At 53.8% G+C, this 18,624-nt stretch carries 19 protein-coding genes; 6 read left to right on the forward strand and 13 right to left on the reverse strand.

Annotation, left to right across the window (positions count from 1 at the left end; translation table 11 throughout):
- From ACK2JC_RS10390 to ACK2JC_RS10410, 5 genes are all read left to right on the forward strand, one after another.
- The gene (locus ACK2JC_RS10390; protein WP_368272242.1) at positions 1 to 816 is read left to right on the forward strand and encodes an ABC transporter permease; all 816 of its coding nucleotides are present in this window, start codon (positions 1 to 3) and stop codon (positions 814 to 816) included.
- 5 nt (positions 817 to 821) lie between these two features.
- Positions 822 to 1,283 (forward strand): hypothetical protein, encoded by a 462-nt coding sequence (locus ACK2JC_RS10395; protein WP_368272243.1) that lies wholly within the window; start codon positions 822 to 824, stop codon positions 1,281 to 1,283.
- Positions 1,284 to 1,666: 383 nt separating this feature from the next.
- On the forward strand, positions 1,667 to 2,101 hold the full coding sequence (locus ACK2JC_RS10400; protein WP_287826608.1) for a sigma-70 family RNA polymerase sigma factor: 435 nt from the start codon (positions 1,667 to 1,669) through the stop codon (positions 2,099 to 2,101).
- Complete coding sequence (locus ACK2JC_RS10405) at positions 2,098 to 2,334, forward strand: helix-turn-helix domain-containing protein (RefSeq protein WP_287826607.1); 237 nt, start codon at positions 2,098 to 2,100, stop codon at positions 2,332 to 2,334. Before ACK2JC_RS10400 ends, ACK2JC_RS10405 begins: the two co-directional genes overlap by 4 nt.
- A gap of 542 nt (positions 2,335 to 2,876) precedes the next feature.
- A complete protein-coding gene (locus tag ACK2JC_RS10410) occupies positions 2,877 to 4,244 on the forward strand; it encodes a reverse transcriptase/maturase family protein (RefSeq protein WP_368272244.1) in 1,368 nt (455 codons plus the stop codon).
- Positions 4,245 to 4,354: 110 nt separating this feature from the next.
- Here ACK2JC_RS10410 and ACK2JC_RS10415 read toward each other — a convergent pair whose 3' ends face one another.
- Positions 4,355 to 4,993 (reverse strand): PD-(D/E)XK nuclease family transposase, encoded by a 639-nt coding sequence (locus ACK2JC_RS10415; RefSeq protein WP_411338484.1) that lies wholly within the window; start codon positions 4,991 to 4,993, stop codon positions 4,355 to 4,357.
- Positions 4,994 to 5,256: 263 nt separating this feature from the next.
- Between ACK2JC_RS10415 and ACK2JC_RS10420 the strand changes: the two genes are divergently transcribed.
- Positions 5,257 to 6,954 carry a PucR family transcriptional regulator gene (locus tag ACK2JC_RS10420; RefSeq protein WP_320938450.1) on the forward strand — a complete coding sequence of 566 codons (1,698 nt, stop codon included), beginning with the start codon at positions 5,257 to 5,259 and terminating at the stop codon, positions 6,952 to 6,954.
- A 108-nt stretch (positions 6,955 to 7,062) separates the two neighbouring features.
- Here the strand turns inward: ACK2JC_RS10420 and ltrA are convergent, their stop codons facing one another.
- The 12 genes from ltrA to ACK2JC_RS10480 all read right to left on the reverse strand — a co-directional run bounded on the left by ltrA (position 7,063) and on the right by ACK2JC_RS10480 (position 18,456).
- Positions 7,063 to 8,454: a group II intron reverse transcriptase/maturase gene (gene ltrA / locus ACK2JC_RS10425; protein WP_411338485.1), complete on the reverse strand. Its 1,392-nt coding sequence runs from the start codon at positions 8,452 to 8,454 to the stop codon at positions 7,063 to 7,065.
- On the reverse strand, positions 8,414 to 8,632 hold the full coding sequence (locus tag ACK2JC_RS10430; RefSeq protein ID WP_166434608.1) for a hypothetical protein: 219 nt from the start codon (positions 8,630 to 8,632) through the stop codon (positions 8,414 to 8,416). Before ACK2JC_RS10430 ends, ltrA begins: the two co-directional genes overlap by 41 nt.
- 314 nt (positions 8,633 to 8,946) lie before the next feature.
- The gene (locus ACK2JC_RS10435) at positions 8,947 to 10,260 is read right to left on the reverse strand and encodes a hypothetical protein (RefSeq protein WP_276854530.1); all 1,314 of its coding nucleotides are present in this window, start codon (positions 10,258 to 10,260) and stop codon (positions 8,947 to 8,949) included.
- 12 nt (positions 10,261 to 10,272) lie between these two features.
- Positions 10,273 to 11,094: a polysaccharide deacetylase gene (locus ACK2JC_RS10440; protein ID WP_320936096.1), complete on the reverse strand. Its 822-nt coding sequence runs from the start codon at positions 11,092 to 11,094 to the stop codon at positions 10,273 to 10,275.
- Entirely contained in the window at positions 11,084 to 11,938 is an 855-nt protein-coding gene (locus ACK2JC_RS10445) for a polysaccharide deacetylase (RefSeq protein ID WP_368272194.1), read from the reverse strand. The genes ACK2JC_RS10440 and ACK2JC_RS10445 overlap by 11 nt, the downstream gene beginning before the upstream one ends.
- 273 nt (positions 11,939 to 12,211) lie before the next feature.
- The gene (locus tag ACK2JC_RS10450) at positions 12,212 to 12,979 is read right to left on the reverse strand and encodes an SDR family NAD(P)-dependent oxidoreductase (RefSeq protein WP_320936095.1); all 768 of its coding nucleotides are present in this window, start codon (positions 12,977 to 12,979) and stop codon (positions 12,212 to 12,214) included.
- A 128-nt stretch (positions 12,980 to 13,107) separates the two neighbouring features.
- Positions 13,108 to 13,884, reverse strand: coding sequence for an SDR family NAD(P)-dependent oxidoreductase (locus tag ACK2JC_RS10455; RefSeq protein ID WP_242999244.1), 777 nt, complete (start codon positions 13,882 to 13,884; stop codon positions 13,108 to 13,110).
- A 14-nt stretch (positions 13,885 to 13,898) separates the two neighbouring features.
- A complete protein-coding gene (locus ACK2JC_RS10460; RefSeq protein WP_107435824.1) occupies positions 13,899 to 14,603 on the reverse strand; it encodes an ABC transporter ATP-binding protein in 705 nt (234 codons plus the stop codon).
- Positions 14,603 to 15,379, reverse strand: coding sequence for an ABC transporter ATP-binding protein (locus ACK2JC_RS10465; protein WP_320936094.1), 777 nt, complete (start codon positions 15,377 to 15,379; stop codon positions 14,603 to 14,605). Before ACK2JC_RS10465 ends, ACK2JC_RS10460 begins: the two co-directional genes overlap by 1 nt.
- Before the next feature lie 3 nt (positions 15,380 to 15,382).
- On the reverse strand, positions 15,383 to 16,258 hold the full coding sequence (locus tag ACK2JC_RS10470) for a branched-chain amino acid ABC transporter permease (protein WP_411338486.1): 876 nt from the start codon (positions 16,256 to 16,258) through the stop codon (positions 15,383 to 15,385).
- Between the two features lie 13 nt (positions 16,259 to 16,271).
- A complete protein-coding gene (locus tag ACK2JC_RS10475; protein WP_107435826.1) occupies positions 16,272 to 17,147 on the reverse strand; it encodes a branched-chain amino acid ABC transporter permease in 876 nt (291 codons plus the stop codon).
- Positions 17,148 to 17,277: 130 nt separating this feature from the next.
- Positions 17,278 to 18,456 carry an ABC transporter substrate-binding protein gene (locus tag ACK2JC_RS10480; RefSeq protein WP_092371972.1) on the reverse strand — a complete coding sequence of 393 codons (1,179 nt, stop codon included), beginning with the start codon at positions 18,454 to 18,456 and terminating at the stop codon, positions 17,278 to 17,280.
- Positions 18,457 to 18,624: the final 168 nt, after the last annotated feature.

Genomic DNA, 18,624 nt, shown 5'->3' on the forward strand with positions numbered 1-18,624 from the left:
ATGTGGAATTTATTAAAATCGGAATTACTGAAACTACGCCGGTGCCAAATACTTTGGGTGGGGCTGGTAGCGCTTGCACTCTGTCCGTTGGTGCAATATGGGAGCCAGCTGATTGTGGAGGCGGAGTACCGAAATCCAAACTATGATTTTTCCACTCTGTTTGAGAATGTTGTCTGGGGCAATACGCAGATGTTTTTTCCGATTTCACTGGTGATGATTGGCAGTTGGCTGATTGACAGAGAATCCACCCATGATACGCTGAAAAACATCATGACAATTCCTGTTTCTATGCCAAAAATGCTGGGTGCCAAACTCTTTTGGGTTGGTATTCTTGCAGTCCTGCTGGGAATATACAGCGTTGGCGTTACCTTGATTACTGGATTGACGGTTGGCTTATCTGGGCTGACAGCGGAAATGTTTTTTCATGGAGGTACACAGATCGTGTTGGCAGCTCTGACGACCTATTTGGTCTGTATGCCGCTGATCTTGATTTTTGGGCAGATCCGAGGGGCATATCTGGGCGGTTCCATTCTGGCGTTCTTCCTTGGATATAGCATGCTGTTCTTCAAAGGCGGTATCCTTGCCAGCATCTATCCGTTTTCTGCTGCGCTGATTTTAGTGGGCTTTGACATGAGTGGATATGCCGGAACAACCACAGCCCCGAATCCTTTGCTGGCAGTCATTGGGGTTGGCATCATGGTTCTCTGGGCTGTACTTTTATTAGTGATGTCCAGTAACAAAAAAGAAATGAAAGCCCGTAAGCAGACAAAGGCCAAGGGAAGAGGAAAGCGTGCTGTACGCAGGAAAGGAAGGTGATACCTGTGAAGAAAATAGTTCTATCATTATGCCTGATACTGTTGGGGGCTTCTGTACTTTCTGGTTGTACAAAAGATGAAGTTCTCGATCAGTATAATAATATCGTTCAGTCTGCTGGTTCCATAGCGCTTACCGGAAATTTATCTTTACAGGGCACGAAAGAAAAAGGAATTGACGATTATACCGGAAGCTATACAGCCGACTATGAGGATTTTTCAGATACAGAGTATTTGTTCGGAGGAACTTCCATAAAGAGAGGAGCCGGTAAGGAGCTGTCTATTGATTGCACTTTGGAGGTTACGGAAGGTACTGCAAAAGTATTTTGGATTTCTGGATCTGATGAAGCAGTCACTTTACTTGAAACAACCGGAACATATAGCGATACAATTACACTCCCTGAAGGCGGAAACTATATCGGCATTGAATGTGAAAATTTCACTGGAAGCATTGAATTGAATATGGAGTAACATTCTGCCGCACGACGGCAAAAGAAAAAAGCCGTCGTAAAGCAGACACATTTCCACGCGCCTATGAAGCGGCGGCTTTGATTTGCAGAGCCGCCGCTTCTCTTTGCCCGGCGCAGGATCGGCGGCCCACGGAGGGAGCCGCCATGCTGGTACGTCCTATTTTTCAAAAGCATAACTTCTTAAAAAAAGATTGTCCTTATCATGGGAGTGGTACGGACAAAAAGATGTACTATACAGTGTAGATGATCTTCAAATTACATCAACTTCCACTGGGCTGATATCGCGGCATTTCGGAGCGGGCCGGAGCTGCCGCAACAACATAGACACAGGGGCGGCGCAATCGACCACATTTTCTCACTCTCCCGCGGATCGGGGGTGAGAAAATGAAATACATCCCTGATGATTATGGAGAATGCTACCGGTTTGACGCTTTCTGCAAAACTGTTCTCCGCCATGAGGCTATGAACTATTTCCGGGAACTAAATCGCCAGCGGAAACGTGCAATCCAGTTCAGTACCTTGTGCCAGCATGAAATGGACAAACTCTGCTCGATGGACGAATACCCAAGCGACAGTATCCTATTCACGGCCTACGGTTACACTCTGCATATCCGGGACGAGCTGGTGGCTGATGCCTTTGCCAGCCTGCCGGAACGGGAGCAAGGCATTTTGATCCTGTATTGTGTGTTGGAACTGACAGATGGTGAGATTGGGAGTATTGCAAGAATGTCCCGTAGCTCCGTTCAGCGGCGCCGTACTAAGGCCCTGAATGAATTGCGGAAACGATTGGAGGACGACGGAGGGAGGAAAGCGAAATGAAGCAGCCAACTTTCTGCGGACGGGAGCTGTTGCCTTTATCCGTGATTGAGGCGGTCCGCGTCGGTGATCCGTTGGCCGTGGAAAGTGTCTTGCGATATTATGACGGCTACATGAATAAACTGTGTACCCGGACACTCTACGATCTGGACGGTTTGCCTCATGTGAGGGTGGATGAACACATGAAAGACCGCTTGCAGGCAAAGCTCACGGAAGTCATCGTAAACAAGAAATAGCAAAGACAAAGGAAGCCGTCAAGGGTCGAGATGAACACTCCGCGCCCTTGACGGCTTCCTTTGTCTTTGCTGTGTGGTAACCAAGCGGGCGCAAGCAGAAATTCGCTTGCGCCCGGTGCTATTATGACGTTTGTGCCTACGCATTTAGAGGGTAGAAAGGCCCGATACTACTGGGCGTTTCTGGTGTGGTTGGGCTGCTGGAAGTACCATACCATTCTTACCCCTGTAAATGCAGTTTGAAATGCGTAGAATAGTTTGACTTTGTGCGTATTTAGGTATAAAATAATATTACCTTACACGTTTGGCTGTAAGGGCGGAGCATTTCTGTCAAGTCTGGCCGAATTGATGTTTCTATGAGTAACGTTACACATAGAACCACCAATTCTAGGTTGGGTTCGTTGAACATGATACTCCTTTCCAGTATGATTATACTACGGAACGCTATCAGATGCACCCAGGACAATAATGTTCATGTACCTGCCTGCTAACTTAGGGATGTTGTCCCCCATGTTAGCAGGCATGATGCATTTTAGGGGGGAATTATGAAAACTCAAAAAGAATATAATCAATGTCAACAACCTATATCTTGTCATAATTGTAGTTCAAACCAGATATGTCAAGCATGGGTTAACTTTGTTAAACACCACAATGATACTAAGCCTTATGCACATTTTGATCTGCGCGTGTCGTTATCCATGCCTTCAATTAGAAAATACGTAATGGATCGGACTAAAATAGTTACACACAGTTTTTATCCTTTTATCCACTTTGAGAAGAAAAACTCTCGTTATGGAAAGAAAGGGCCTAAAAAGCCACGAGAGCTATACTACTGCTCACATTTAGATAGGTGTGTATATCAGCGATATGCATTTTTATTGAACTGCCAGTATAATATTTTGGCTTGTGAAAATAACATAGATGACGTTGCAATTGCATATCGAGATAGCTTAGGGAAAAACAATATTGATTTTGCCAAGGATGCTTTTGATGCAATACGCAGCTTTCCTCAGTGCTTCATTTTAGTAGGTGATTTTACTAATTTCTTCGACAACTTGGAACATCAATATCTCAAGAAAATGATGTGCGAAGTGCTTGGTGTTGAGCGTTTGCCTCAAGATTACTTTTCTGTTTTCAAAAACATCACCCGTTTTTCAAGCTGGGACTGGAAAGACATTGTAAAGGCAGCTGGCGAAAACATTGCAGAAAGAGGTGTTCGCAAAAAAATCAATAGTAAAGAGACAGTGCTGACTAAAGAACAATTTCAGAAAAACAAAAAAGATATAAAAAAGAATATTTCTGGGGTGGGCGTTCCGCAAGGTTCCCCAATTAGCGCTGTACTATCCAACATTTACATGATAAAGTTTGATAAAGACATTAAGCGTTATGTAACCAGCAAAGGCGGGATTTATATGCGCTATTCAGACGATTTTATCATTGTCTTGCCATACGAGAGAGATGCCGAAATCGCGGATTTTACAAGCTACATTTTTTCCTATGTAGAATCAATGAAAGGACTTATTGATTTACAAAAGGAAAAGACTTCTTGCTATACTTATAAGGACGAAGTAATCTATGAGGGTGATCAGCCATCTAGCATAAATTACTTAGGATTTCTATTTGATGGCAAAAACATTAGAATAAGGCCACGTGCGATAACAAAATATTATTACAGGATGCGTCGAAAAGCTAATACCATTGGACGCAGTAATTGGACATCATCTAAAGGCAGGCGTATATCAGCAAAAGAACTATATAGTATTTATTCTCGTAATGATGAAAAACAAACGTTTATTGACTATGCAAGAAAGGCAAAAGGAATATTGAAACTTAATGATCAAGAAGCAAATGCCTTAATAAAGCATCATAAACGAAAAATCGCTATGGCTATAAAAGAAGGCCAGAAAAAATAAGAAGAACGCTCATGATTCTACAATTGAGAATCATGAGCGTTCTTTTAGCAGTACCTGTTTGTCAGCCGTTAAGTTCAATTAGCTCTTGATACTTCCTTATCGGTGTTCAACTAATGAAGATACTCCTTCGGGCACCGGTGAAATTCAGCAGTGCTTTTCTGAATCAGCACAATGGTATAGACCCGCTTGATATCGTGATACGAAAACCGCTCCCCGGTCCTGCGCTTCTCCTCCCGCACCTGGGAATACTGCCGCATGAGCAGGTCGCTGGAATAACAGGCGCAGCGGGCGCCGGGAAACAGGTAGCCCACTCGCTGAATCTCCACGTTCACTAACGCCCCGGACGCCAGTCTTACCAGAATATCCATCACCAGCAGAGACCCGCCCTCGGTCAGCCGCCCGGATTCATTGGGAATCACCTGGAGAATCTTCACCTTCTCCCCAAGGCAGAGACTGATGAACTCCTCCAGCCGCTCCGGCTTCGTTCCAGGGTCAAAGACAAACTTAAACATGGGATCATAAGTGATCCGCATCCCGTTCACCCCCATACAGAAGTGCAAAAACTCCTCCTTTAACCCCTGGGACAGCCTTTGATACTCCGCAAAAAGCGCCTCGTCCTTTTCCAGCTCCGCCAACACCTCTTCCCTTGCGCTGCAGGGCCCGAACACCTCCGGGTGGCGCTCCATCCAGCGGACCGCCTCCGTCTGCGCCCCGCAAGAAACTGTTTCCTGATTGTGATTGAATTCCATAGACATTCCTCCAGATGTGAAATTAGATAAACGTGAATCCCGGCCGATCTGGCCATAGACCGTTGCAGAAGAACTCTGCAATCGAATGTAACTAGAGATACATTTCCTTAATCCTATCACAAACAGGGCGTCTGTGGAAGCCCCTATTCCGTGTTCCGGCATGTTTTTCTGTGTTTTTGTTTCTCTCTTGCCCGCCGCCCTCATGGACGCTATAATAGAAGCAATCACAACGCCACACCATACCAAGGAGGCCTCACGAACTCATGGATCTGAATTTAAATAACCTCGTCAGCAGCGGGCTTCTGCTGCCCGCCGCCCAACCGCCGGAACACATGCAGACCGCGGAAATTCATCAAATCGTTATCTTCGAGCCGGAAAATCCCGGCTTCCCCGATTCCGTCGAAGGGCAGACTCTGCTGTTCTTTCCCAGGGGAACCGGGCGGCACTTAAACGGCCAGATGCTAGAAGTCCTTACCCACCGCTCCTGCGCCGCCGTGCGCTACGGAGACGATATCACATTTCCTTCGGACGCGGAGCGCCTCCTTCCCACGTTTCTGATCCCCGGGGATTCCGACATATCCCGAACCGTTTCCCAGTGCTGCCAGCTGGCCTACAGCGGGATGCAGCGGCTGGCCGAGGCCTCCTTAGAGACCATGGAACGACTCTCCAAGGAGCTGCTCCACCACAAGGGAAAAGGGGAGAGTATCATCCGCATCGCCGCGGAGCTGCTGGAATGCCCCGTGGCCTTCGTCACGTCGGATTTTCACCTGCAAAATACCCACGACACCTCCGGCTACCTGGTATTGAACCCGTTCTGCAACGAGGATTCCTTCAACTGGGAATCCGCCCTGGAATCCATCCCCAATCCTCCGGCGGCAAGCCAGACCTGCCTGGCGGAGGGCATCAACGGCAATCGGATCAACGGTTATCTGTACCGGAACCATTACTGCCGCAAACAGGGCTGCCGGATCTTCATTTTCCCCATCGTGGACGAGGGCAACTGTTATGGCTACCTTCTCCTCTCTCTGGACGAGCGCACGGACACGCTGTCCCCGGAGCGCAGCATCAAAATCCAGCAGATTCTGGCGATCATGAAATTTGAGATTATCAAGTCCGATGAGATCGCCCATACGGTGAACCGGTATTACGACTTCCTGCTGGACGAGCTGGTGGAGTCGGAACAGACGGATTTCCGCAAGCTCATGCAGAAATACGGGCTGGTGCAGAAGGTAATTTACGACGAATACTACGTGCTCATCGCAGGCCGGACTCCCCAAAGTACCTCGGACACTTTTTTCCACGAGCTGCTCACCAGCCAGCAGTTCAACGCCCTGTACGACCACCTGGTAAATGCCATGGGCACCATCAACTTTTTCCTGTTTGAGCGGAAGGACTACATCGTGACCCTGTTGCCCAAACAACTGGTCTCCCGCGGCAAGCCGGATTTTGAGCGCGTCATCGGCCTATTCCGCGAGTTTTTGCAGGAACAGTACAACGGCGTCGGGATCAGCGGAATCGTGCCCACCGAGCGGGTGAGGCAGGGCTATCTGCAGGCGCTCAAAGCCCTGGCCATCTCCCAGCACTCCCTGAACAAGGCGTCCTGCTATTACGACGAGCTGGGCATCCTCCGCTTCTTCTTCGACCGCTCCAACCAGGTGGATTTCGCGCCCCTGCTGCAGGTATACCAGGAATATATTCAGCCGATCACGGACTATGACAGCCGGCACAGCGGGGACCTGCTCCCCACGCTGACCGCCTACATCACCTGCTGCGCCTCGCCCTCCGCCATCTGCAACCTTCTGTACATCCACAAAAATACGCTGTACGCCCGGCTGAACAAAATTTCCCAGATACTAGGAAAAGATTTGTCCGACAGCGAGACCGTGTTCAACCTGTCCCTGGGCCTGAAAATCCAGACCCTGATCCAGGCCGGAATCCTGGACCGGGACCTGGACCCGTAGGGGGCGCCCGCAATCACTGTCCCCATCCCATCTCCGAATCGAGTAGGAGGGAGTGATTAACTCCCGTCCTCTCACACCACCGTGCGTACCGTTCGGTACACGGCGGTTTCAATAGTTGACGTGCACGGACTGATAGGCAGTAGCTAAATCATAAAAGCCACTGTTTATCAGTCTTTCTTGTGTTAATGCTCTGTTGACCGCTCCCATTCCCGATACATACCAGTATTTCCTGCGGCTGTTTGCCGCCTGATGTGCAAAATATTCAGGTATTCCGAGTTTTATTAGGTTTCTTTTCCTTGTTTTGGGTAACTTCCATTGTTTCCATATGCACATTCGAATACGGTGATACAGCCATGAGTTTAGTTCGTCTATCCTGTTCTTCATATCCGCAATCCCATAATAATTCAGCCATCCACGCATGAATACTTTTATCTTTTCCAATGAAGGACGTATACTCTGACAAGACCTTCGGGAACTGAGCTCTTTCAGTTTTGTCTTCATCTTCTTCCATGACTTCCCATGAACCCGGACATATATGCCCTTCCCGTTCTTTCCCAATGTGAAGCCAAGAAACTTAAAATTTCGGATTGCAAACACACTTACTACACGACTTTTCTTTTGATTCACTTTCAGTTTCAGTGTTTTCTCCAGATATTTCGTGCTGGATTCCAGTAATCTCTTTGCGGCTCTCTCACTTTTGGCTAACAGCACAATATCGTCTGCGTAGCGTACAAATGCCACTCCCCGCTTCTCAAACTCCTGGTCGAACTCGTTCAGATAGATATTTGCCAACAGTGGCGAGATGTTTCCGCCCTGCGGCGATCCTTCTTCTGTTTCCATGACTATACCGTTTTCCATGACACCACTCTTTAAGTATCTCTTAATCCACTGGATTACCCTTTCGTCCTTTACATTCCTTCGCAGGATATTCAGGAGCATTTCGTGGTTAAGTGTATCAAAGTATTTCGACAGGTCTAATGTCACTGCATGGATATATCCCTGTTCTGCATACTCCTTCACTTTCAGAATGGCGTCTTTTGCGCTTATCCCCGGTCGATAACCATAGCTATTTTCCGAGAATGACGGCTCATAGACCGGCATGAGCTGTTGTGTTATGGCTTGCTGGAAAATACGGTCTTTGACTGTTGGAATACCAAGCTTTCGTATTCCACCGTCTGGCTTTGGGATTTCCACTCGTCTTACCGGGTCGGGAGTATATTTCCCCCTTTTGATTCTCCCGATAAGCTCTTTCTGGTTCTCCCGAAGGTATGCTCCGGCTTCCTCCACGGTCATTCCGTCGATTCCCGGCGCACCCTTGTTTGCCTTTACTCTTTTGAACGCTCTGTTCAGGTTGTCCTTATCCAGTATCTTCTCTAAGAGCTCCGGTTGTGCACTGTCCCGTTCTTTCCATATCCGACGGAAAGAACGGTGCGCTCTCACATACCCTTCACGTTCCGCGCTATCTCTTTGCAAGCAGCTTTCTCTGTTTTCTGCACCCAATGTTCTTTCCTCCTTTCCCGGTTGTACTAAGGACTCCTATTGATTCGGTCCTTCGCCTCTCGGCTACTATGACCTCGGCTGACTTCTGTACGTTCAGCATTATCTCACGATGATGGTTATCCCTTTCAGGACATATCGTACAGACCTCCCCGGGTACCACACGTTTCTTTCTCTCCATCTATCTGCCACATTTACCATACATGATTCCGTGTAGTTATTGGGCTTCAACTTGTGGGGCAGTCTTACCCTCATGCATAGCCTGATGTGATTTCTGTTCGTCAGACCAGAGATTTGCCCATGGGTTAGTATGTTCCCCATATCCGGCTTCCTTCAGATTCCACCTCACGATGGACACCCTTGCCTTCGGCTATATCCTTCCCACTACCGGGCGGATTCCGGACTTGCACCGGTTAGAAACGTGCGCCGCCGGGCGCACCCCACAAAACAGCAGCGCCAGGCTTCAAACCGGCGCTGCTGCTTCCTATCTCCTATTCATTCCACCTGAAACGTCCGATCCTTAATCCCCCGCATGGAAACATGGGCGCAACACAACTTTTCGTACAGCTTCCACTGCTGCGTCACATCCTCGGTCACGGAATTGAAATACTCCCTCACCACGTCCCGCGAGTAGTCGTGGGCCACAAAATGCCCGTCGTCCTCCGCCATGTGTCCGACGATTTCCGCCCCGGTTCCCGGCTCGGCGAACCCGTAGCGCTCCAGGAAGCGCCCGGCCTCCTCCTCCGTCCACACCTGATCCCAGATCTTCCGGCTGGCCTCCAGCTTTCCGTAGCCGGAGAGCTCACAGAAACGATGCCACAGCGGCATAAGCTCCGCCAGCCCCGGATCGATTCCCGCGTTCCTGAAAATGACTTCCCGCTCAAACTCCGTCAATTTTTCCACCGAGTTATCGAAACTCATGGAGATCACGTGGCGGGCCGAGCCCTCGCCGAAGGCGTTGGAGGTGGAGAACTGGGACACGATGGACATTTCCGGCCAGCAGGTATCGATCATGGTCTGAAGCCGCTTCTCAAAATAAGTCAGATGCCCCGGCTCCATCTCATGCCCCACATACTCCACCACCTTGTCCACGGTCCAGGGGTACAGCAGGTTGAAATTCCGCTCGTACTCGATGTGGTTGTAGTCGTACCCAAAGAGAATGGACAGAAATACCATGTCCTGATTGGGCAGCTCCCGCACCCGCACCCTGGGCATGCTGTTGCCGGTCACGTCCATGCGCTTCACGGCAATGTCGTGGAACACCTGGGTGGAATCCTTGATCACGGCCAGCAAGTGTTCCGGCGGAATCGCCAGCTTCTTGCGGAACCCCACAATCTTCTCCTGCACGGACCCGGTCCCCGGCAGCGCCTGATTCAGCTCCTCCAAAATATCGTCAAATTTTTGACAATCCGTGGCAGGCGCCACCAGGCAGTAAAGCCCGTCCGTCATCTGATCAAAGGAAAACCGTTCCCCCAGGAGCATCCGGGCGCGGACGTTTAAGTTCTGCACATGATCCAGAAGGTAATTGACCCTCTGCATCTCCTTCTCCCCCGCGTTCACCTTGTACTGCTCCAGGCTCTTTGTAAGGCTCTCCGACTCGTCCAGAATATTCTCCAGAGTCTTGCCGTGCTTCATGTCCCCGATCTCATAGTCCGGGATAATCTTATACTCCCGGGAATAACGCATGTTTGTTCTTCTCCAGAACGGCCCCTCGGTGTACCACTGCAAATCCCACGCATCGTAGCGCGTCTTGCACAGGGTCAGGTCCACCAGCTGCTGGGCCATTGCATTCAGTGCTGCTTCTGCCAAAATATACCTCCTTTACGCTCCAAAAAACGCGGCGATCTCTTCGCCCGTCGCTACCCAAACGTCCTCCGCCTTCTGTATCTCCGTCAGAAGCTCCTCCAACATGAAAATGCGCCCCTGTTCGCCGATGGCCTGAGGGTCCAGCTGAAGGTTGAACAGCGTCCCGAACCGCCTGGCGCCCTCCAGCTCGTAGAGCCAGTTCTTCAACACATCGTCCATGCGGGCGCTGCGGGACTGCCCCGGAGGGATGGGCGGATCAAATGTGAACGCAAAATAAGGCAGGTCGAACAATTCCCAGTGGATGGGCAGCTCCAGAAGCCCGCAGGACTCCCGCACATAGGGCACGTCGTCGTCGGACAGGGAACTGGAGTAGGAAAATCCCAGCGTTTTCACCAGCGCCAGCGTCTCCTCGCTGATCTCTCCCTCCGGCATCCGAAATCCCGCAGGCGCCTTACCCGCCGCCTTTGTCAGAAGATCCCTCGCCTCCGTCAGCGCCGCCCGCTGCTCCTCTGCGGTCATGTGGGCCAGAATTTCATGGTTGTTTCCGTGGCAGCCGATCTCATGCCCGCGCTCCACGATGGAGGCCACCGCCTCCGGGTAACGCTTCACCACGGCTCCCGGTATAAAGAAGGTTGCCTTCACCTCAAAGCGGTCCAGCACCTCCAAAAGCTTCGGCAGCCCAAAACGGATGCCGGTGCGGCCCAGGCGCAGGATATCGCCCTCGTCCACGTTAACGTCCGGATAGTAAATCTTGCCGAAAAACTCGGCGTCCAGATTCACGCTGATCATAGCCGCGCATGTTTTATTGGACGGCCACGCCGTCTTTTCAATGAGCATCGTCATTCCCCTCCATTGCCGCTTTATAATAATCCGCTATCTCCAGGCAGGTGGCGCACCACACGTCCCGGTTGGAAGCCAGATATTCGCAGAAACTGCTAAATATCACCGCTCTCCCCGGCGTACCCGCGATCTGTGGGTGGAACGCCGTGGAACCGGAATTCCCCATACGCACCATACCCTCCACCTCGCGGACCCAGTTGGAATACGCGTTCTCGTAGGGCGCGATGCGGGGCATTCCCACCAGCACCGCCGGGTAGGAGTGGAACACCGTCTGCACGTAGTCGTCCATCTGCTCGTCCCGGCAGGGGATATTTACCGCACCGGTGAGTTCCCCCTCCACCTCGTACCAGCCGCAGGCCTCGCCGCTGATCCCGGCGCTGGAGTACACAAACCCGCCCTCCGAATAGATCCACCGCTCCGTTTCCGGCAGCAGCGCCCCTGTGGGCCTAAAGCCCAGGGCCCGCCGCCCGGTATATTTCTCAAATATCTCCTGACAGCGCTCTATGCGCTCTCTCTGCTCCTGGAAGGTCGCTCCGTACTCCCCGGTGTGGTCCAGTCCATGGTGGCCGATCTCATGCCCCCGGTCCAGTATGGTCTCCACCAGACCCGGATGCTCCATCACAATGTTGGCCGGAATAAACCAGGTGGATTTTAAAGAAAATTCATCCAGAATTTCCAGCACCCGCAGCGCGCCCTTTTTCGTTCCGCATTGGCCGATGGAAGGCCCCTTGATGTAGCCGCTGCCCTTAGGCAGCGTTTTTGTCTTGTTGCGCCAAATGGTGTCGCCGTCCAGGTCAAACCCTAAAGCAAACGCACTTTTCGCTCCGTTAGGCCATCTCATATATTTGCTCCTTCTATCCGTAATATTCTGCTCGGGTCCGCTTTCCGGCGCCCAGGCCGGTTCTCAGTCACCCGAGCTGCTTTCCGCCGCCCAGGCCGGTTCTCAGTCGCCCGAGCAGCTTTCCGCCACCCAGGCCGGTTCTCCGTCGCCCGAGCTGCTTTCCGGCGCCCGAGCTGCTTTCCGCCGCCCAGGCCGGTTCTCCTGCCATCACAGACAGGCCTCCCAATCGGAACCGCCCGGCCCGCCTGCGCGCAAACCGCCCTTTCGCTCCTCTTAAACCGGCGTCCGTCTCCCCCCATTTGGGGCCAGCACCTGGCCGGTGACATACTCCGATGCGTCTGAGGACAAATACAACACCATGTCCGCGATGTCCTCCGGCGTTCCGATGCGCCCCCATGGGATATCCCGCAGCTCATCCTCCACAAACACATCGAAATCCGTCTCCTTCAGCATAGGCGTCTGGGTGGTGGGCACCGCGATGGCGTTGGCGTTGATGTGGTCCTTGCCCAGCTCCTTTGCGATGGACTGGGTGAACCCGATCAGCCCGGCCTTGGCCGAGGCGTAATGGGAACAGAACTCGCAGCCGATGATCCCGGACCCGGAGCTGATGTTGATGATCTTGCCGTGCTGCTTCGCCTTCATGTAGGGAATCACCTCCCGGCTGAGATAAAAAGGCGCGGTGAGGTCCACCCGCAACATGCGGTCCCAGTCCTCGTCCGTGATCTCCTCAAAAGGCAGGGAAACGCTGCCGATGCCCGCGTTGTTTACCAGGATATCCACGGTTCCATAGGCCTCCACCGCGGCCTTCACAAGCTCCTTCACCTGCCCCGGGTCCGCCACGTCGCAGTGGCAATACATGGCGGTTCCGCCTCCCTCCCGGATCTCCCGGACCGCGTCCTCGCCCCAGTCGTCACGGACGTCGCAGACAACTACCTTCACGCCGAAGCGCCCCAGTGCCAGCGCCGTCGCTCTCCCGATTCCCCGGCCGCCGCCTGTGACGATTGCGGACTGTCCGGCTATTTTCAGATAATCATATTCCATAAAACGCACCCATTTCCTTTCCTAAAATCAAGCCTCCTCCGGCACGGCAGACGCCTTTACTCCCCGCGCCCCATACCCGCATCCCGCCGGAAACGCAGCCGGTCGGACAGCCGCCCGGCTCCCCAAACCTACATCCATGCCCCGCCGTTGGGACAGAGCACCTGTCCGGTAATATACTCCGCCGCCTCGGACACCAAAAACACAATAGCCGCCGCCTGGTCCTCGGGCGTCCCCACACGGTGCCAGGGCAGGCCCTTTGTCTCGTCCTCCCAGGAACGCCCCGGCAGATGGGCCATGCGGGTATCCGTCAGCCCGGTTCCCAGCGCGTTCACATTGATCCGGTGCTTCGCCAGCTCCTGGGACAACTCCTTTGCCAGTCCGATCATCCCGGCCTTGGAGGCCGCATAGTGGGGATCGGAGAAATCATATCCAAGGGCCGCGCCCGAGCTGACCATGCAGATCTTCCCGTGCTGCTTTTTCACCATATAAGGCAGCACCTCGTTGGTAAACATATAAGCACCGGTCAGGTTGATGCGGATCAGCCGGTCCCATTCCTCATAGGTCATCCTGTCGAAGGTCCTGCCCCCGCCGAATCCCGCCGCGTTATTGACCAGAATATCCACGCCACCAAAGGCCTCCGCCGTCTTCCCGATAGTGTCCCGGATCTCCTCCAGATTGGTCACGTCGCAGCGGTTGTAAAGGGCCGTACCGCCCCGTCCGCCGATCTCCTCCGCCACCTTTTTTGCGCTGTCTCCCTCGATATCGCAGACCATCACCCGCGCGCCCAGGTCCGCCAGCATAATCGCCGTGGCGCGGCCGATGCCGTTGCCCGACCCGGTCACGATAGCCGCCTGTCCCTCCAGGCGGAAATAATCAAACATTGCCTTCTGTACACGCTCCTCCACGCCAGATTCCCCCTCTACCGCTTTTTCGTTTTTCCCAGATACGCCGCCACGATGCTCTCATCGGCGGCCAGCTCCGCCCCGGTTCCCGTCTTGACGATCCGTCCCTGCTCCAGCACACAGGCGTGGTGGGCGATGGACAGGGCCTTGCGGGCGTTCTGCTCCACCAGCAGCACGGAGATTCCCTCCCCGTTGATCTGCCGGATAATGGACATGATATCATTGACAATCAGCGGAGCAAGCCCCAGGGACGGCTCGTCCAGAAGCAGCACCTTGGGATTTGCCATCAGCCCTCTGGCGATGGCCAGCATCTGCTGCTCGCCGCCGGACATGGTGCCCGCCCGCTGTTTCCTTCGCTCCTCCAGCCGCGGGAACATCCCGTAAGCCCGCTCAATACCTGCGGCCCGGTTCTTGCTGGTGTATCCGCCCAGCATCAGATTCTCCTCCACCGTCAGATTGGGGAAAATCCACCGCCCCTCGGGCACCAGGCACACGCCCTGCTCCACCACCTTGTAGGCGGCCGGTTCCATTTTCCGGTCATTCAGGTAGACTTCCCCCCACTGTGGCTTTAACAGCCCGGCGATGCACTTCATGAGGGAGGATTTTCCCGCGCCGTTGGCTCCCACGATGGCCATGATCTCGCCCTTGTCCAGCTCGAAGCTGACGTTGCGGATCGCCTGGATTTTTCCATATGAAAAGCTGAGATTCTCCACTCTAAGCATTACTCATCCACCCCCAAGTACGCGGAAATCACTTCCGGATTGTTCTGAATCTCATCGGGCTTTCCCTCCGCCAGCAGCGTCCCGAAGTTGAGCACGCTGATCTGGTCGCAGATCGCCATGATCACGTCCATGTGGTGGTCAATGATCACCACGGTCACGTCCTTTTTCTCCCGGATCTCCCGGATGAACTCCGACAGCTTGTCGCTCTCCTCCTCATTCATCCCGGCCGCCGGCTCGTCCAGCAGAATCAGCTTGGGCCGGGTTGCCAGGGCCCTGGCGATCTCCAGCCGCCGCTGCATGCCGTAGGGCAGGTTGTTGGCCCGCTGCTGCCTCTGTTCCGACAGCCCCACCTCCTCCAGCAGACGGTCGCAGAACTCCCGGCTCTCCCGCTCCTGACTCCGGCACTTCTCCGTGCGCAGGATTCCGTCCAGAAGGCCGTAGGTGATGTTCTTCTGGCAGGCGGTCAGCAGATTGTCGTAGACCGACAGGTCCCCGAACAGGCGGATATTTTGAAAGGTCCGGGCGATTCCCCTGGCCGCGATCACGTGGGTGGGCAGCCCGTTGACCTGCTGTCCCTCAAAGAGCACCTTGCCCTCCGTGGTATCGTACACCCCGGTAATCATGTTGAACAGCGTGGTCTTGCCCGCCCCGTTGGGCCCGATGATTCCGTAAATGCTGCCCCGGGGCACATTGATGGTTATATCGTTGGAAGCCGTGATGCCGCCAAAGCGCTTCACGACATTCTGTAGCTGCAATATGTATTCCTGCTGCGCCATGGGCTACCGCTCCTTCCATTTCTTCTTGGCTTTGTCTCCCAGATCCCGCATCCCCTGTATGCTGAACTCCTTGGTCCCCATCAGGCCCGAAGGCTTAAAGATGATCACCAGCACCACCAGCAGGCCGTAGAACACCATGCGCCACTCCTGGACAGAGCCGAATCGCAGAATCTCGGGCAAGGGCACCAGGATCATGGAGGCCACGATGGTGCCGGTCAGGCTGCCGCAGCCGCCCAGAATCACCGTCATCACCAGCTCGTCCGACTTCACCATGTTGAACATGGTGGGATTCAGATAATGCATATAGTGGGCTAAAAGCGCACCGGAAATGCCGCAGAGCGCGCAGCTGATCCCCATTGCCAGCATCTTGTAATTGGCCACGTTTGCCCCGATGGACGCCGTGGCCAGCTCCTCCTCCCGCACCGCGATGCAGTTGCGCCCGTGCTTGCTGCGCAGGAAATTGCGCAGGCCCCACACGATCACCACCAGGAAGCAGAGCACCACCGGGAAGGTTGCCCCCTTGGGCACGTCCGTCAGGCCCCTGGCGCCGCCGGTGAGATTTGGCATGTTCTCGATGATCAGCTTGGTCACCTCCCCGATTTCCAGGGTGGCGATTACAAAATAATCCCCCTTCAGCTTCAGCGTGGGATAGCCGATGATCAGCCCGATCACCAGGGCGGTCAGCATCCCGCAGAACACGCCCACCAGAATGGGCACGTGGAAGGTCTTGGTGATCAGGGCGGAGGTGTATGCCCCGATTGCCATAAAACCCGCGTGGCCCATGGAAAACAGGCCCGTGAACCCGGTGAGAATGGAAACGCCCAGAATCGCAATCATATAAATGCCGGTCAGTGTCGCAACACCCATCCAATAATTCATCTTCGCACCTCCCTCATGCCTTGTCCTCCGTGGCTTTTCCCATCAGCCCCGACGGGCGGACGAACAGCACGATCACCAGCAGCGCGTAGGCGAAAATGTCTCGCATGGAGGAGGAAATATAGCTGGAAATCATGGTCTCGCCGATCCCCAGCGTGATCGCCCCCAGCACCGCGCCGGGGATGCTTCCCAGGCCGCCGAACACCGAGCTGATAAACGCCTTGTTGGTCATGGCCGTGCCCAGCGTCGGGAAGGCCGTGTATTTCGCGCCCAGAAGAGCCCCCGCCAGGCCGGCCAGGGAGCCTGCGATCAAAAATACCAGCAGAATCAGCTTCTGCACGTTCACGCCCATCAGGGAGGTGGCGTCCAGATCGTAGGACGCCCCCCGTATGGCCAGGCCCACCCGGGACTTACGGATAAACAGCTCCACCAGCACCAGGGCCGTGATGCTCACCACGAAAATGATCAGGTCCACCTGTCCAACGCTGGCCCCAAAGAGATTAATAGACTCGTTGGAAAAGTTCACCGGGTACACCCTGAACCGGCTGCTGAAGCTGATGATGATCAGGTTCTCGCACATGGTGGAAATTCCAAGGCCGGTGATCAGCAGGTAGATCCGGCGGGCCTTTTTCTTTAACAGCGGCCGGTATCCCAAAAGCTCGATCAGCATGGCCAGCCCTCCGGCCGCCAGCACCGCGATGAGAATCCCCAGGAACAGGTTCTGCACCAGCTGCGACAGGAAGAAAAACGCGCAGAAGGCTCCGATGGTGACGGTGATGCTGTGGGCGAAGTTCGTAAAGTTCAAAAGGCTGTAGATCAGGGAATACCCCACTGCCATCAGCGCGTAGATGCTTCCGATGGACAGCCCGTTTATCAACTGTTGAAAGAACAATCCTGTTCCCTCCCTCCTATTATTCGTAACAGTTCAGACATCCGATGTGAAAATTGACACGGAAATCCGCTTATAAGCGAGCTTGACGCGGCTTTCCGCGTCAATTTTCCCGCCGTCTGAACTGTTACTGTTATTCCATGCGGTACTCGTCGAGTTTTACAAAATCCGTTCCCTGAATCTGGAAAATGGAAGCGGTGCGGACGGGGTTGTGGGTCTGCGGGTCCATGGAAATCACGCTGGTCAGACACTGCACGTCTTTAGCATTTTCCATAGCGTCCCGGATCTTCTGGGGATCCGCCTCGCCCGCCGTCTCGATGGCGTACTTGACCAGCTCGAAGCAGTCGTAAGCCAGGTACGCATCCGTGCCGCCCTTGTCCGGGTCCATATTCCACTTCTCCTGGAAGGCGTTCTTGAATTCCTGAAGGCTCTCGTCGTTCACGTCCATGGCGCAGGGGAACACCGCTCCCTGTACCTCGTCCTTTGCGATCTCAAACAGGTCCTGCATCATCCAGGCGTCCACGCCCAAAAACGGTACTTCGATGCCCAGCGACCGCGCCTGCTTGGCGATCAGACCAACCTCCTTGTAGTTGGCCGGGATCATCAGCGCGTCGAAATCCCCGTTTTCCTTGATCTTGGAGAGCTGGGCCCGGAAATCCACGTCTCCGGTCTTATAGGCCTCGGTGATCGTCACCTGGCCGCCCTTGGCCTCAAAGGAATTGGTAAAGTTCTGGGTGATTCCCAGGGAATACTCGCTGCTGATCTCGTAGAGAATGGCAACCTTCTGGTAGCCCAGCTTGTCCTTAGCGTAACCGCCCATGATATCGCCCAGCTGCGGGTCGGACAGGCAGATGCGGAATGCGTAGGGCCGGACGGAACCGTCCTCCTCCCGCTGGGTCACCTTGTAATTGGTGCCCGTGGTGGTGATATGGGGGACCTTGTACTCCTCGCACACCTCCGCCAGGGCGATGGCACCCGAGGAGGAGTCCGGGCCGATGAAGGCCACCACGCCGTCGTTCTGGAGCGCCTTGCGGGCCGCGTTGGTGGTCTCCACCGCGTCGCCCCGGTTGTCGTAGATTTTCAGCTCAATCTGTTTGCCGATGATGCCGCCGTTTGCGTTGGTCTCCTCCACCAGCATTTTCAGGGTGTTGGATTCCACCTCCCCCCAGAGAGCGGATTCCCCGGTCAGGGGGCCCATGTACCCCAGTATGATCTTGTCGCTGTCCTTTTTGCTGCCTCCGCAGGCCGCCACTGAGAGCGCCATCGCCGTGGCCATCGCCGCCGCTGCAATCCTCTTAAACTTTCTACGCATAATCTTTCTCCTTCCTCCTGGTAAAAAAATTAAATTTTATGAGGGGTGCATCCCCTTTTGACCGACAGGTTATCCTGCAAAAAAATGGACTTTTGTCCCATTTCCCCCTTCCATAAATCCATTTTTTTGTATATCTGTACTAATTTTAAATTTTAAACGAATCTATCA

Source organism: Enterocloster lavalensis, from assembly GCF_046603895.1.
Taxonomy (GTDB): Bacteria; Bacillota; Clostridia; order Lachnospirales; family Lachnospiraceae; genus Enterocloster; species Enterocloster lavalensis.

Coding starts and splice junctions, on each gene's coding strand:
- ACK2JC_RS10460 (WP_107435824.1), bottom strand. CDS start 14,603: ATGCTTAGAGTGGAGAATCTCAGCTTTTCATATGGAAAAATCCAGGCG.
- ACK2JC_RS10450 (WP_320936095.1), bottom strand. CDS start 12,979: ATGGAATATGATTATCTGAAAATAGCCGGACAGTCCGCAATCGTCACA.
- ACK2JC_RS10445 (WP_368272194.1), bottom strand. CDS start 11,938: ATGAGATGGCCTAACGGAGCGAAAAGTGCGTTTGCTTTAGGGTTTGAC.
- ACK2JC_RS10390 (WP_368272242.1), top strand. CDS start 1: ATGTGGAATTTATTAAAATCGGAATTACTGAAACTACGCCGGTGCCAA.
- ACK2JC_RS10405 (WP_287826607.1), top strand. CDS start 2,098: ATGAAGCAGCCAACTTTCTGCGGACGGGAGCTGTTGCCTTTATCCGTG.
- ACK2JC_RS10420 (WP_320938450.1), top strand. CDS start 5,257: ATGGATCTGAATTTAAATAACCTCGTCAGCAGCGGGCTTCTGCTGCCC.
- ACK2JC_RS10415 (WP_411338484.1), bottom strand. CDS start 4,993: ATGGAATTCAATCACAATCAGGAAACAGTTTCTTGCGGGGCGCAGACG.
- ACK2JC_RS10400 (WP_287826608.1), top strand. CDS start 1,667: ATGAAATACATCCCTGATGATTATGGAGAATGCTACCGGTTTGACGCT.
- ACK2JC_RS10470 (WP_411338486.1), bottom strand. CDS start 16,258: ATGAATTATTGGATGGGTGTTGCGACACTGACCGGCATTTATATGATT.
- ACK2JC_RS10410 (WP_368272244.1), top strand. CDS start 2,877: ATGAAAACTCAAAAAGAATATAATCAATGTCAACAACCTATATCTTGT.
- ACK2JC_RS10465 (WP_320936094.1), bottom strand. CDS start 15,379: ATGGCGCAGCAGGAATACATATTGCAGCTACAGAATGTCGTGAAGCGC.
- ACK2JC_RS10430 (WP_166434608.1), bottom strand. CDS start 8,632: ATGGAGAGAAAGAAACGTGTGGTACCCGGGGAGGTCTGTACGATATGT.
- ACK2JC_RS10440 (WP_320936096.1), bottom strand. CDS start 11,094: ATGCTCATTGAAAAGACGGCGTGGCCGTCCAATAAAACATGCGCGGCT.
- ACK2JC_RS10480 (WP_092371972.1), bottom strand. CDS start 18,456: ATGCGTAGAAAGTTTAAGAGGATTGCAGCGGCGGCGATGGCCACGGCG.